Consider the following 14,021-nt stretch of genomic DNA (forward strand, 5'->3'; position numbering starts at 1 on the left):
GACATCTTCTCGCAGACCCTGCTGGCCGTGCCCATGTGGCTGCTGTTCGAGATCGGCGTGCTGTGCGGCAGCCTGATCCGCAAGCGTGGTGCCCACGACGAAACCGCCGACGACCATAACGACCAGCCACCAGCGACCCAACCGTGAACCTGTTGCTTCTTGAAGAGGCCGACTTTGTCTCGGCCGACCGCGTCGTTCTTGCTGATCGGCGCTTCACCCACATGCAGGAAATCCACCGCGTGGCGGTGGGCGACACCCTGCGCGTGGGCCGTATCAACGGCCTGATGGGCAAGGCCAAGGTGCTGCGCCTGGAGCAGCACCAGGCCGAACTGGAGGTGGCCTTCGACCAGCCGCCACCGGCCAAGCTGCCGCTGACCCTGGTACTGGCGGTGCCCCGCCCGAAAATGCTGCGTCGGCTGTTCCAGACCGTGGCCACCCTGGGCGTGCCGCGGCTGATCCTGGTGAACAGCTACAAGGTCGAGAAAAGCTTCTGGCAAACGCCGTTCCTGCAGCCGCAGAGCATTCGCGACAATCTCATCCTGGGCCTGGAGCAGGCGCGTGACACGGTGCTGCCCGAGGTGGTCATCGAGAAGCGCTTCAAGCCTTTCGTCGAAGACCGCCTGCCGGCGATTGCCGCTGGCACCCTGGGCCTGGTCGGCCACCCCGGCCCCTACCCTGCCTGCCCGCGTGCCGTGGACCAGGCCGTGACCCTGGCCATTGGCCCCGAGGGCGGCTGGATCCCCTATGAAATCGAGCTGCTGGGCAAGGCTGGCCTGGCGCCGGTGCAACTGGGTGATCGCATCTTGCGGGTCGAAACCGCCGTCACTGCGCTGCTTTCGCGTATTTTCTGACGTAAACGCCGTTTTTTCGCCCATCAAGTTTCCCCCTCCCGGGCCGATGGCCTTGGCAACACTACAACTATTTGTGCTGCCAAGCCGCCCGGGAGTCGTACATGTATCAATGGTTAGCCCAATCGCTGGGCAATGTGAGCGTCAATCGCAAACTGGGGCTGGGCTTTGGCCTGGTACTGCTGTTGACCCTGGCCATCACCCTGACCGGCTGGCACGGCATGGACAGCATCATCGACCGTGGCGACAAGCTGGGGAACATCTCGGTCATCCAGCAACACACCCAGGAATTGCGCATCGCCCGCCAGCACTATCAACGCCAGCGTGACGAAGCCTCGGTGGCAGAGCTGGAAAAGGCCCTGACCAGCCTCGATCGCCAGGTGCAGTTGATGCTTGGCCAGATCGAACTCCCCGCCGACCGCCAGCGCCTGGAACAACAGCGCGAAGCTGTGCGCATTTACCAGCAGTCGTTCAACGAGCTGAAGCAGGCCGGCCAGCGCCGTGAAGCCAGCCGTGGCGTGCTGGGCGACAGCGCCGACAAGGCCGTGGAACTGGTCGGCCGCGTGCAGCAGCGCCTGCTGCAGGGTGGCGACATCAGCCAGTACCAGCACGCCGTGGAAGTCAGCGCCCTGCTGCAGCAAGCACGCTTCCAGGTGCGTGGCTACACCTACAGCGGCAATGCCGAGTTCCAGCAAACCGCGCTGAAAGCCATCGACCAAGCTGTGGCAGAACTGCGCTCGCTTCCGGCCAAGCTACCCGCCGAATATGCCGCCAGCCTGGACGATGCCGCCACAGCCATGGGCGGCTACCGCGATGCGGTCAACCAGTTCGGCAATGCCCAGTCTGCCAGCGAGCAAGCCCTGCAACACATGGCCGACCAAGGCACGGTGCTGCTGCAGGCCAGCCAGGAGATGACCACCTCGCAAACCAAGGTGCGCGACACTGCCGCCGCCCAGGCCAAGACGCTGCTGATGGCCGCCACCGTGCTGGCCCTTGCCCTTGGCCTGCTGGCCGCCTGGGCGATTACCCGGCAGATCATCATTCCCCTGCGCCAGACCCTGCGCGCCGCCGAGCGCGTGGCAAGTGGCGACCTGACCCAGAACCTGCAGGTGAACCGCCGCGATGAGCTGGGCCAGCTGCAAGCCAGCATGCAGCGCATGACCCAGGGTCTGCGCGAGCTGATCGGTGGCATTGGTGACGGCGTCACGCAGATTGCCAGTGCGGCCGAGCAGCTGTCGGCCGTGACCGAGCAGACCAGCGCCGGGGTCAACAACCAGAAGGTCGAGACCGACCAGGTGGCGACCGCCATGAACCAGATGACCGCCACCGTGCACGAAGTGGCGCGTAATGCCGAGCAGGCTTCGGAAGCCGCCTTGATGGCCGATCAGCAAGCTCGCGAAGGCGACCGCGTGGTGGGCGAGGCCGTGGCGCAGATCGAGCGCCTGGCCGGCGAGGTGGTCAACTCCAGCGAAGCGATGAACCAGCTCAAAGCCGAGAGCGACAAGATCGGCAGTGTGCTCGATGTGATCAAGGCGGTGGCCCAGCAGACCAACTTGCTGGCCCTCAACGCCGCGATCGAGGCCGCCCGCGCCGGTGAAGCCGGGCGTGGCTTTGCCGTGGTCGCCGACGAAGTGCGCAGCCTGGCCCAACGCACCCAGCAGTCGACCGAAGAGATCGAAGAGCTGATTGCCGGCTTGCAGAGCGGCACCCAGCGGGTGGCCAGCGTGATGGACAACAGCCGCCAGCTGACCGACAGCAGCGTCGAACTGACCCGCCGTGCCGGCAGCTCGCTGGAAACCATCACCCGTACCGTGTCGTCGATCCAGGCGATGAACCAACAGATTGCCACGGCGGCAGAGGAACAGACGGCCGTGGCCGAGGAGATCAACCGCAGCGTGATGAATGTGCGGGATATTTCCGACCAGACCTCGGCGGCCAGTGAAGAGACCGCAAGTTCCAGCGTGGAACTGGCGCGGCTGGGCACCCATTTGCAGGGGTTGGTGGGGCGTTTCAAACTTTGATCTGAAGGATGGATCATCCTGTACCGGCCTCTTCGCGGGTAAACCCGCTCCCACAGGTACTGCACAGCCCTTGATTCCTGCGCGATATCTGTGGGAGCGGGTTTACCCGCGAAGAGGCCGGCACGGGCACAAAACTTCCTACTGTTTACGGCGAAATTTCCTACACGATTATCAGGTCAAGTCCTACAGCTCCGCTGCCGATGGGCAGAGGTGTGATGCCAGCAGTCCGCCTGCATCCCTCTCTCACTTGCACGGAGACTCCCCATGCTCGGCTACCTCAACCGCAAGCTCGGCAACATCAGCGTCGCCGCCAAGCTGGCCCTCGGCTTTGCCGTGGTCCTGCTGCTTACCCTGGCCACCACCATCAGCGGCTGGCGCGCACTGGACGGCGCCATTGTCCGTTCGCAGCAGCTCAGCGAAATCGGCCTGATCAACGACCTCACCAAAGACCTGCGCGCAGAGCGCATCACGTACCGCGTGCTCAACGACGACGCCAGCAAAGCCCGCATCGGCAGCATCCTCGACCAACTCAACAACATGCTGACCACCCTGCAACAACGCAGCAACGTCGATGAATCGCGGCAGTTGCTGACCGAAAAACTGGCACTGCTGCAACGCCTGCGCAATGACTTCAGCGAATTGCAACGCGGCGTCAGCAACCGCATTGCCCTGCGTGAAGCCATGCAGGCACAAGAGCAGAAGCTCAATGAGGCGATCGACGAACTGCAGACCCAGGCCTTGCTGAAGATGCCTGCCGACAGCCAGCAAGGGGGTGTTCTGGGCTTGATGGACACCCTCAGCCGGCATGTCGAGAGTGCCAATCAGCAAAGCCTGGTACCCGCCTACACGTTCATCCCGGTCGATGACTTTGCCAAAGTTGGCGACAACGCCCTGAACGCTGCCGACAGTAGCCTTGCGCAGCTGCTGAAGGGCCTTGCGCCACTGGGCTTGCCCCGCGCTGTCAGCGAGCAGCCCGCTGCGGACCTGGCCAAGTACCGCGCCAGCCTGGACGAGTACCGTCGCGCCGCCGTGCACGTCGAACAGTTGCAAAACAACATGGAGAAAATGGGCAATGAGCTGCGGGCGGTGAGCCTCGAGCTGGGCAAGCGCAAGGTCGAACAGCGCGACAGCGAAGCCCTCGCGGCCCGCTCGCTGCTGACCAGTGTGGCGCTGCTGGCGCTGGCAGTGGGCGTGCTGGCGGCCTGGCTGATCACCTTGCAGATCACCCAACCGTTGCGCCAGACGCTGACCGTGGCTGCGCGCATTGCCAAGGGTGACCTGAGCCAGGTTGACGCGGTGCAACGCCGCGACGAGATGGGCCAGTTGCAGACCAGCATGCGCGAAATGACCCTCAGCCTGCGCGAGCTGATCGGTGGTATCGACCAGGGCGTCGGCCAACTGTCACAGGCGGCCTCACAGCTGGCCGCCAGCAGTGAGGACACCAAGCTGCGCATCAGCCAGCAGCGCGAGGAAACCGACCAGGTCGCCACCGCCATGAACCAGATGAGCGCCACTGTGCAAGAAGTGGCACAGAACGCCGAACAGGCCTCACAGGCTGCGACCAACGCCGACCAGCAGGCGCAAATGGGCGACCAGGTGGTGGCAGAAGCCATTGGCCGCATCGAGCAACTGGCCGGGCAGATGGACCATTGCCTGGCGGCCATGCAGCACCTGGCCGCCGAGAGCCAGCGCATTGGCAGCATTCTCGATGTGATCAAGTCGGTGTCCGAGCAAACCAACCTGCTGGCGCTGAACGCGGCGATTGAAGCAGCACGGGCCGGTGAAGCCGGGCGCGGTTTTGCCGTGGTGGCCGATGAAGTACGCGGCCTGGCCCAGCGCACCTCCACCGCAACTGAAGAGATCGGCCAACTGATCGACAGCCTGCACAACGGCACCGACGAAGTGACCCGCTTGCTGGACAGCAGCAAGAACCTGACCGAGCAAAGCGTGGAGCTAAGCCGCAGGGCCGGGCATGCGCTAGGCCAGATTACCGACACGGTGTCGAGTATTCAGGGCATGAACCAGCAGATCGCCACGGCCAGCGAAGAGCAGAGCGTGGTGGCCGAGCAGATCAACCGTAGCGTGCTGAATGTGCGGGATGTGTCGGATCAGACCAGTGCGGCCAGTGAGCAGACGGCGGCTTCGAGTGGGGAACTGGAGCAGTTGGGGCAGCAATTGCGGGGGATGGTGGGGCGGTTCAACATTTGAGATTGCCGGGGCTGCTTTGCAGCCCTTTCGCGACACAAGGCCGCTCCTACAGGAGATCGCATACCCCTGTAGGAGCGGCCTTGCGTCGCGAAAGGGGCGCAAAGCGCCCCCGGCGGTTACAGCACCTGGCGCAGGAAGGCCTGCGCACGCGGGTCTTTCGGTGCGGCGAAGAACGCGGCCGGCGCAGAGTCTTCCAGCAACTTGCCGTGATCAAAGAACAACACACGGTCGGCCACTTCGCGGGCAAAGCCCATTTCGTGGGTGACGCAGACCATGGTCATGCCTTCCTGGGCCAACGTCTTCATCACGTCCAGCACCTCGCCGACCATTTCCGGGTCGAGCGCCGAGGTCGGTTCGTCGAACAGCATCACTTTCGGGTCCATGGCCAGGGCGCGGGCAATCGCTACCCGCTGCTGCTGACCACCGGACAAACGCGACGGGAACTCGTTGGCCTTCTGCGCAATGCCAACCTTCTCCAGCAGCGCCCGGGCCTTGGCCTCGCGGTCTGCCTTGTTGCGCTTGCGCACCACCTTCTGCGCCAGGCACAGGTTTTCCAGCACGGTCATGTGCGGGAACAGGTTGAAGTGCTGGAACACCATGCCGACTTCGCGGCGGTAGGCGTTGATGTCGGTTTTCGGGTCGGCCAGCTGCAGGCCGTCGATAGCCACATGGCCCTGGTCGAAGTGCTCCAGGCCGTTGAGGCAGCGCAGGAAGGTCGACTTGCCCGAACCGGACGGGCCGAGCACCACCACCACTTCGCCCTTGGCGACCTGGGTGGTGACGCTATCCACAGCCCGTACCACCTGGCCACGGGTGTCGAAGACTTTCAGCAGGTCACGGACTTCAATCACTTTGCGCAAGCCTCCGCTCAAGCCGGCTGGCAATGTGCGACAGCGGCAGGTTGATCAGCAGGTACAAGCCTGCCACGCAGAACCAGATCTCGAAGGTCGAGAACGAGGTGGTGATGGCCTCGCGGCCGCTCTTGGTCAGTTCGGTGATGGCGATTACCGAGACCAGCGAGGTGTCCTTGACCAGGCTGATGAACTGGCCGGCCAGTGGCGGCAGCACGCGCTTGAACGCCTGCGGCAGGATCACGTGGCGCATCGACTGGCCAGCGTTCAGGCCTAGCGAGCGCGCGGCTTCGTTCTGGCCCTTGGCGATCGACTGCACGCCGGCGCGGACGATTTCCGCCACATAGGCGCCGGTGAACAGCGCCAGCGCCGCCACCCCGGCAAACTCGCGGGACAGGTTGAGTACGGTGCCGATGAAGAAGTAGAAGATGAAGATCTGCACCAGCAGCGGCGTACCGCGCACCAGTTCGACATACACGGTCGACAAGTCGCGCAGGGTCGGGTTGTTCGACAACCGGCACAAGCCGGCGAACAAACCGATCACCAGGCCGAACGCACCGGACAGCACCGAGATCCACAAGGTGGTCCACAGGCCCCAGGCCAGCGGGCCTGCGGCCCAATGCCGGGTGACGCCAATCTGGTCGCCTTCGGCAACATCGTCGCCGCGGCTCAGTTGCAGGCTGTCCTTGGCCACGTCCAGCACTTGCTCGGCGCCGCTTTCGTCTTTCAGCGTGACGCGGGCGTTATCGCCGGAAATGACGATTTCCTGCACGGTGCCGTAACCGGCTGCGCGCTGGGTTTCTTCGGCCTTGTAGGCGAAGTACTGCGGTACGCGGTTCCAGCGCCACTCGTAAGAAATCATCGAGGTGGCCATGTACAGGCTGAACGCCAGGCCCACCAGGACCAGGGCGGTCAGCCCGTGCCAGGGCCACTGGGCTTTCTTGTGTTTGATCACGTGGGGTACTTCCGTAAATGCGAACGCGCAGGGTTTGCCTGCGCGTCGGGGTCATAAAGCCGGGCTTGTGGCCTGGGCCTTATTCCATTTCCTTCAGCCAGTCCTTGTTCTTGAACCACTTGTCGTGAATACGATCGTAGGTCCCGTCATGCTTGATCTGGTGCAGGAAGTTGTTGATGAAGTTGATGCTGTCGTAGTCGCCTTTCTTCAGGCCGAAGGCCAGCGGCTCGTAGGTGAAGGGCTCTTCGAGGAACAGTAGCTTGCCGGCACCGGCCTTCTCTACTGCCACCACGTTGTACGGTGCGTCGTAGACGAAGGCGTCAGCCTTGCCGTTGACCACGTCCATCACCGCTTCCTGTTCGTTGTCGTAGCCGTGGTACTTGGCTTTGCCGATCAGCTTCTTGGAAACCATTTCGCCGGTGGTGCCCAGCTTGGAGGTCAGCCGGTATTTTTCGTTGTTCAGGTCTTTGTACGACTTGATCTCGCCCGCCAGCTCCTTGCGGATCAGCAGGGTCTGGCCAACGACGATGAAGGGTTCGCTGAAGTTCAGGCGCAGGTTGCGTTCCTGGGTCAGGGTCATGCCGCTGCCGATCATGTCGAACTTGTCGGTCAGCAGCGCCGGGATGATGCCGTCATAGGCAGTGGAAACCGCCTCGAACTTGACGCCCATCGACTTGGCCATGGCTTTGAGGATATCGACCTCGAAGCCAATGATCTCGCCACGCTTGTTGGTCATCTGGAACGGCATGTAGGTCGGGTCCATGCCCACCCGCAGGGTGCCGCGCTTGACCGCATCATCGATGGCGCCGGCCTGGGCCGCTGTCACGGCGACCAGGGCGGTGACACCGACCAGCAGTCGCGAAAGGTATTTCTTGATCATCACCAAGTCCCCTAGCAAGAAAAGAGCGAATCTTATTGTGTTGGCACGACCGTACTGGCCGATGCGTCGTATCGGAGAGGGATGCTAACGCATGGCGCGCCGGGGACCTAGCGCTGGGGGGGACTTTGTTGGCCAAAATAGGGGGTGGGCCCTAAAAGCTTCGCGGGTGAACCCGCTCCTACATGGGAATGTGTATCCCTTGTAGGAGCGGGTTCACCCGCGAATAGGCCCTGTCAGGCGCCGACGAGTGCCGGTTGGCCTTCATTCTCCGGGTGCAGCGGCAACAGCGGCGAATGCGGGTCGTTCTTGATGGAGGCACGCCACACATCGATCCACGCCGCGTTGTGCTCGGCCCACACCTGCTCGTGCAGGCGGGTCAGCGCCACCGGATCGCTGAGCAGGGCCAGGCGGGTATTGAGGTCCAGCCCTTTCGGCCCGACCTCGATCGCCTTGGCCACGCGCTCGGCACGCAGCGCTTCGATTGGCGCCGCCTGCCCGTGGCGGGCAGTGGCCATGGCGCAGGCCAGGGCGTTCTGCCGCGGGTCGACCACCGCACGCACGAAGCCGTCATGCAGGGCATGCCAGCGGTTTTCGTGGGTGTACTGGTCGGTTGCCAGCAACTCTTGCGGGGTAGCGTATTCCTCGGGAATGAGGAACAGCTTCTCGTCCTTGGCTGCCAGGCCCAGGCGGGTGCGGCTGGAAATCACCGATACCGGGATCGACAACACCAGCGAACCGACGATTGGCGCCAGCCACCACAGGAAGCTCGGGTTCAGCCAGGCCACCAGGCCGGCCCAGGCAATGCCCAGCAGGGTCTGTGGGCCATGCCGACGTACCGCTTCGCTCCACGGTGTGGAGTCGTCATCACGCTGCGGCGAGTTCCAGGTCGCGGCCCAGCCGAGGAACGCGGCCAGCACGAAACGGGTATGGAAGATCATGCGCACCGGCGCCAACAGCATGGAGAACAGCATCTCCATCAGCATCGACAGGGTGACCTTGATCCGCCCACCGAACTCGACGGCGCCCTTGGCCCAGATCAGGATGACACTGAGCAGTTTGGGCAGGAACAGCAGCACGATGGTGGTGGAGAACAGTGCCACGGCCTTCTCCGGGTGCCACTGCGGCCACAGCGGGTAAAGCTGGTACGGCTCGATGAAGTATTGCGGTTCCATCAACGTGTTGGTCGCCAGCAGCGCGGTCGACAGCACCAGGAACAGGAACCACAGTGGCGCCGACAGGTACGACATCACCCCGGTGAGGAACACTGCACGGTGCACCGGGTGCATGCCCTTGACCAGGAACAGGCGGAAGTTCATCAGGTTGCCGTGGCACCAGCGGCGGTCGCGCTTGAGCTCGTCGAGCAGGTTCGGCGGCAGCTCTTCGTAGCTACCCGGCAGGTCGTAGGCGATCCACACGCCCCAGCCGGCACGGCGCATCAGCGCAGCTTCGACGAAGTCGTGGGACAGGATGGCCCCGGCGAACGCACCCTTGCCCGGCAACGGTGCCAGGGCACAGTGCTCGATGAAGGGCTTCATGCGGATGATCGCGTTGTGGCCCCAGTAGTGCGACTCGCCCAGCTGCCAGAAGTGCAGGCCAGCGGTGAACAGCGGGCCGTACACGCGGGTGGCGAACTGCTGCATGCGCGCATACAGGGTGTCCATGCCCGAGGCTTTCGGCCCGGTCTGGATGATGCCGGCGTCCGGGTTGGCCTCCATCAGGCGCACCAGGCTGCTCAGGCATTCGCCGCTCATGACGCTGTCGGCGTCGAGCACGACCATGTACTTGTACTCGCCGCCCCAGCGGCGGCAGAAGTCGTCGAGGTTGCCGCTCTTGCGCTTCACCCGGCGCCGACGGCGGCGGTAGAAGATGCGGCCGAAGCCTTTGGTTTCGCGGCACACGTCCAGCCAGGCCTGTTGCTCGGCCACGGCAATGTCGGTGTCGTTGGTGTCGCTGAGTACGAAGAAGTCGAAGCGGTCGAGGTTGCCGCTGGCAGCCACCGACTCGAACGTTGCACGCAGGCCGGCGAATACGCGCGGCACGTCTTCGTTGCAGATCGGCATCACCAGCGCGGTACGCGCCTCGGGCGCGATCGGCTCGTTGCCGGCGCTGCTGCCGGAAATCTTGTACTTGTCACGCCCGGTGAGCAGCTCGAGGAAGCCCATCAGTGCGGTCCAGAAGCCCGCTGACACCCAGCAGAACAGGATACCGAAGAGGATCAGGATGGACGTCTGCAAGGCATACGGCCACACCTGCACTACCGTGTCCCACAGCGACTGGCTGAGGATTTCGTCGAGGTCGACGAACGACCAGCCCTGGTACGGCAGGATGCCCTTCATGTACCAGCCGGCCACGATGGTCTGGCCGATCATCAGGGTCAGCAGGATGTAACGGCGGATCGAGCCAACCGTGCGCCAGCGTGCCGGCGGCAGTTCGCGCTTGGGCGGCTGCGGCGCGTTGGGGCGGCCGGTCATGCGCCGCCACATGCGGATAAGCACATTGGTGCGCCAAGGCTCTGGCACGACCTTGGTGCGCTTGATCGGCGGGGCAATCTTCAGGCACAGGCGGCCGCTGCCATCGACGCCGAGCATTTCGGCGTCCTCCAGCTCGGCGGCGCTGCCCACGGTCAGGCGCGGCCCTACCGAGGCCTGTACAGCCTCGGTAGGGCCGGCAGCCGGGTTGGCCGCCAGGCGTTGGTGCAGCTCACTGAACGAGGTGCAGCTGGCAAGTTCTGCCCGCTGCTCGTCGCTCAGTGGTAGATGAGCCAGGTACTCGCCAAGCGATACTGGCCTTGCGTTTGAGTCACTCATCGGCAGGCAACTGATAGCTCCAGGTCTCGGTCAACACCTTTTCGGTGGTGGCCGGGGCCCCGTTGGTGGATGCCGCATCGGCGGCAGGTTGTTCGGCCTTGGCAGCTGGCTCGGCCTTGGCGGCTTTATCGGCCTTGGCATGCTTGGCTACGGCCTTGTCCTGCTTGGCGTCCTGCTTGGCAGGTTCGACCGGCACATCACGCACCAGTGCGGCGCGCATTTCGGTCGACTTGTTGGCTTCCTTGACCTTCAGGCGCAGGGTCAGGCGCCAGCCCTTGGTCTCTGGGTTATAGCGCAGATTGTTCTCGACCACCTCGGCGTTGTCGCCGACGCTGATCTGGCTGCGCACGGCGGTGTCTTCCGGCAGGGCGGCCAGGGTGGGGCTTGCGAAGTCGACCAGGAAGGCGACGCTGCCGTCTGGCTGGCGGATCAGGTTGGACTGCTTGACGTCACCGGTAGAGCGCAGGGTCTGCTTGACCCAGCCCAGCTCAGGGGCCTGGAACTGCTGCTCGTTGATGGTCCAGTGCAGGCGGTAAGCGTACTCCACCGGCGTGCCTGGCTCTGGCAGCTTTTCCGGGCTCCAGAAGGCCACGATGTTGTCGTTGGTCTCGTCGGCAGTCGGGATTTCGACCAGGTCGACGGTACCCTTGCCCCAGTCACCCTTCGGCTCGATCCAGGCGCTCGGGCGCTTCTGGTAGTTGTCGTCGAGGTCTTCGTAGTCGCTGAAGGCGCGCTGACGCTGCATCAGGCCGAAACCGCGCGGGTTCTCGACGCTGAAGTTGCTGACAGCCAGGTGTTTCGGGTTGTTCAGCGGGCGCCAGATCCACTCGCCATTGCCAGCGTGGATCGACAGGCCTTCGGAGTCGTGCAGGGCCGGGCGATAGTTGAGGACCTTGGACGGCTGATTGGGGCCGAACAGGTACATGCTGGTCAGCGGGGCAATGCCCAGGCGGCTGACGTGGTCACGCAGGTACACACGCGACTGCACATCGACCACGGTGTCGCTGCCCGGGCGCAGGGTCAGCTTGTAGGCACCGGTGGAACGCGGCGAGTCGAGCAGGGCGTAGATCACCAGGTGCTTGTCGGCCGGCTTGGGTTTTTCAACCCAGAACTCGGTGAAGCGCGGGAATTCCTCGCCCGATGGCAGCGCGGTGTCGATGGCCAGGCCACGGGCCGATAGGCCATACACATGGCCCTTGCCGACCACGCGGAAATAGCTGGCGCCAAGCAGGGTCATGATTTCGTCCTGCTTGTCGGCCTTGTTGATCGGGTACAACACGCGGAAACCGGCGTAACCCAGGTTTTTGGTGGTTTCCGGGTCGTGTGGCACGTCACCGAACTCGAAGCGGCTCGGGTCGTACTTGATTTCTTCCACCTTGGTGGCGGTCACTTCGTTGATTTTCACCGGGGTGTCGAAATGCATGCCCTGGTGATAGAACGACAGCTTGAAGGGGGTCTTGTCCTTGGCCCACTCAGCCTTTTCCTGCAGGAAATGGATTTTCTGGTAGTCCGCGAACTTCATGTCGCGGAATACGGCCGGCAGGTTGCTTTTTGGTGCGTCGTACTTCTGGCCGGCCAGATCCTTTGCCTTGGCTGCAACATCGTCAAGATTGAATGCCCACAGCTGGCCCGCGCTCATCAGGCCGACCAGTGCCACACTGGCCATCAGAGCCTTGCGCAGCCCGGTGCCGGGGATTCTTGATGCTTTTTGGGGACTAACAATCACGAGCAACCCTCGCCGAAAACAGATCATGAAACCAACGGCCAGCGACAAATGCCGGGTTGGCGAGCACTGTTCGGACCCCGTGAGGGCGTAATGATTCCCCAAACGGTTCCAGACAATGCTCGAGTCAGAGTGAAACGAACCTGCGAACGCAGGTCCATGCAGCGCGCGATTATCCAGCAGGTTGCGTGACAACGCATCAGGCCGGAACAACTATTTATCGTACAAAACCCCTTGTTTTCCTATCAACAAGGGGTTTATTGCCCTCAGATTTGTAACATAAATGTCACTGGGCCATCATTGACCAGGTGCACCTGCATGTCCGCGCCGAATCGTCCACTCGCCACATCGGGGTACTGGCTTTTTGCTTGCTGCAAAAGATAGTCGAACATTTCGGCGCCGAGCGCCGGTGGCGCTGCCGTCGAGAAGCTCGGGCGCATGCCGTTGCGGGTATCCGCCGCCAGGGTGAACTGCGACACCAGCAACAAACCGCCCCCGACATCCTTGAGCGACAGGTTCATCTTGCCCTGCTCGTCGCTGAACACCCGGTAGTTCAACAGCTTGTGCAACAGCTTATCGGCCTGCTCGCGGGAATCTTCAGGTTCCACCGCCACCAGCACCAGCAAACCCTGGTCGATGGCGCCAACCACCTCCCCCGCCACTTCCACCCGCGCACCACGTACGCGTTGCAGCAGGCCCTTCATGCTTCTTCCAGGGGCAGGTCGAGCAGGCGCCGGGCCATCTGGTCGGCGGCACGCACCAAGGCATCGGTGATGCCCGGCTCGGAAGCCGCGTGGCCGGCGTCACGAATCACTTTCAGCTCGCTGTTCGGCCAGGCCTGGTGCAGCGCCCAGGCGTTGTCCAGCGGGCAGATCACGTCATAGCGACCATGCACGATCACCGCCGGCAGGTGGGCGATTTTCGGCAGGTCGCGGATCAGCTGGTCGGGCTCGAGGAAGGCGTTGTTCATGAAGTAATGGCATTCGATGCGGGCAATCGACAGTGCCCGCTGCGGCTCGGAGAAGCGGTCGACCACCAGCGGGTTGGGACGCAGCGTAGCCGTGCGGCCCTCCCAGGTGGACCAGGCCTTGGCGGCGTGCATCTGGGCGATCTGGTCGTTGCCGGTCAGGCGCTTGTGGAAGGCCTTGACCAGGTTGCCACGCTCTTCCGGCGGAATGGGGGCGATGTAGTCCTGCCAGTAGTCCGGGAACATGCGGCTGGCGCCTTCCTGGTAGAACCACTCGATCTCCTGCGGCCGGCACAGGAAGATGCCGCGCAGGATCAGGCCGTGCACGCGCTCAGGGTGAGTCTGGGCGTAGGCCAGGGCCAGGGTTGAACCCCACGAACCGCCAAACAGCACCCACTTGTCGATACCCAAGTGCTCGCGGATGCGTTCCAGGTCCTCGACCAGGTGCCAGGTGGTGTTGTTCTCCAGGCTCGCGTGCGGCGTGGAGCGGCCACAACCGCGCTGGTCGAAGGTGATGATGCGGTACAGCGTGGGGTCGAAATAGCAACGGCTCTGGGCGTCGCAACCGGCACCCGGGCCACCGTGGATGAACACCACCGGCAAACCTTCAGGCGAGCCGCTTTCGTCGACATACAGCACATGCGGCGCTTCCACGGCCAGATCGTGCCGGGCGTAGGGTTTGATCTGCGGGTAGAGGGTCTGCATTGCGCACTCCGTGTGAGGATTATTCGGCCGTGGGCCATCATAAACCTGAATTGCGC

At 63.5% G+C, this 14,021-nt stretch carries 10 protein-coding genes and 3 pseudogenes; 6 read left to right on the forward strand and 7 right to left on the reverse strand.

Annotated elements, in window-relative coordinates:
• The 6 genes and pseudogenes from IAE39_RS14645 to IAE39_RS30115 form a co-directional block, all read left to right on the forward strand.
• A pseudogene (locus IAE39_RS14645) lies at positions 1-147 on the forward strand (Sec-independent protein translocase subunit TatC); the annotation flags it as partial.
• Positions 144-851 carry a 16S rRNA (uracil(1498)-N(3))-methyltransferase gene (locus IAE39_RS14650; protein ID WP_201203537.1) on the forward strand — a complete coding sequence of 236 codons (708 nt, stop codon included), beginning with the start codon at positions 144-146 and terminating at the stop codon, positions 849-851. The pseudogene IAE39_RS14645 and the gene IAE39_RS14650, both read left to right, overlap by 4 nt.
• Before the next feature lie 218 nt (positions 852-1,069).
• Positions 1,070-2,014: pseudogene (locus tag IAE39_RS30100) on the forward strand (methyl-accepting chemotaxis protein); the annotation flags it as partial.
• Between the two features lie 141 nt (positions 2,015-2,155).
• Complete coding sequence (locus IAE39_RS30105; RefSeq protein WP_442968441.1) at positions 2,156-2,869, forward strand: methyl-accepting chemotaxis protein; 714 nt, start codon at positions 2,156-2,158, stop codon at positions 2,867-2,869.
• A gap of 264 nt (positions 2,870-3,133) precedes the next feature.
• Positions 3,134-4,174: pseudogene (locus IAE39_RS30110) on the forward strand (methyl-accepting chemotaxis protein); the annotation flags it as partial.
• A gap of 198 nt (positions 4,175-4,372) precedes the next feature.
• Positions 4,373-5,077, forward strand: coding sequence for a methyl-accepting chemotaxis protein (locus IAE39_RS30115; RefSeq protein ID WP_442968442.1), 705 nt, complete (start codon positions 4,373-4,375; stop codon positions 5,075-5,077).
• 116 nt (positions 5,078-5,193) lie between these two features.
• Here the strand turns inward: IAE39_RS30115 and IAE39_RS14665 are convergent, their stop codons facing one another.
• The 7 genes from IAE39_RS14665 to pip all read right to left on the reverse strand — a co-directional run bounded on the left by IAE39_RS14665 (position 5,194) and on the right by pip (position 13,965).
• Positions 5,194-5,928, reverse strand: coding sequence for an amino acid ABC transporter ATP-binding protein (locus IAE39_RS14665; RefSeq protein ID WP_201203586.1), 735 nt, complete (start codon positions 5,926-5,928; stop codon positions 5,194-5,196).
• Entirely contained in the window at positions 5,921-6,883 is a 963-nt protein-coding gene (locus tag IAE39_RS14670) for an amino acid ABC transporter permease (RefSeq protein ID WP_201203546.1), read from the reverse strand. The genes IAE39_RS14665 and IAE39_RS14670 overlap by 8 nt, the downstream gene beginning before the upstream one ends.
• A gap of 79 nt (positions 6,884-6,962) precedes the next feature.
• A complete protein-coding gene (locus IAE39_RS14675) occupies positions 6,963-7,760 on the reverse strand; it encodes a transporter substrate-binding domain-containing protein (protein ID WP_025752328.1) in 798 nt (265 codons plus the stop codon).
• Positions 7,761-7,996: 236 nt separating this feature from the next.
• Positions 7,997-10,570 (reverse strand): glucans biosynthesis glucosyltransferase MdoH, encoded by a 2,574-nt coding sequence (gene mdoH / locus IAE39_RS14680; RefSeq protein ID WP_201203547.1) that lies wholly within the window; start codon positions 10,568-10,570, stop codon positions 7,997-7,999.
• The gene (locus tag IAE39_RS14685; RefSeq protein WP_328825615.1) at positions 10,563-12,296 is read right to left on the reverse strand and encodes a glucan biosynthesis protein G; all 1,734 of its coding nucleotides are present in this window, start codon (positions 12,294-12,296) and stop codon (positions 10,563-10,565) included. Before IAE39_RS14685 ends, mdoH begins: the two co-directional genes overlap by 8 nt.
• Before the next feature lie 263 nt (positions 12,297-12,559).
• Positions 12,560-12,997 carry a D-aminoacyl-tRNA deacylase gene (gene dtd, locus IAE39_RS14690; protein WP_201203549.1) on the reverse strand — a complete coding sequence of 146 codons (438 nt, stop codon included), beginning with the start codon at positions 12,995-12,997 and terminating at the stop codon, positions 12,560-12,562.
• A complete protein-coding gene (gene pip / locus IAE39_RS14695; protein ID WP_201203550.1) occupies positions 12,994-13,965 on the reverse strand; it encodes a prolyl aminopeptidase in 972 nt (323 codons plus the stop codon). The genes dtd and pip overlap by 4 nt, the downstream gene beginning before the upstream one ends.
• Between the last annotated feature and the right edge of the window lie 56 nt (positions 13,966-14,021).

This window comes from Pseudomonas sp. S37 (assembly GCF_016658545.1).
Taxonomy (GTDB): domain Bacteria; phylum Pseudomonadota; class Gammaproteobacteria; order Pseudomonadales; family Pseudomonadaceae; genus Aquipseudomonas.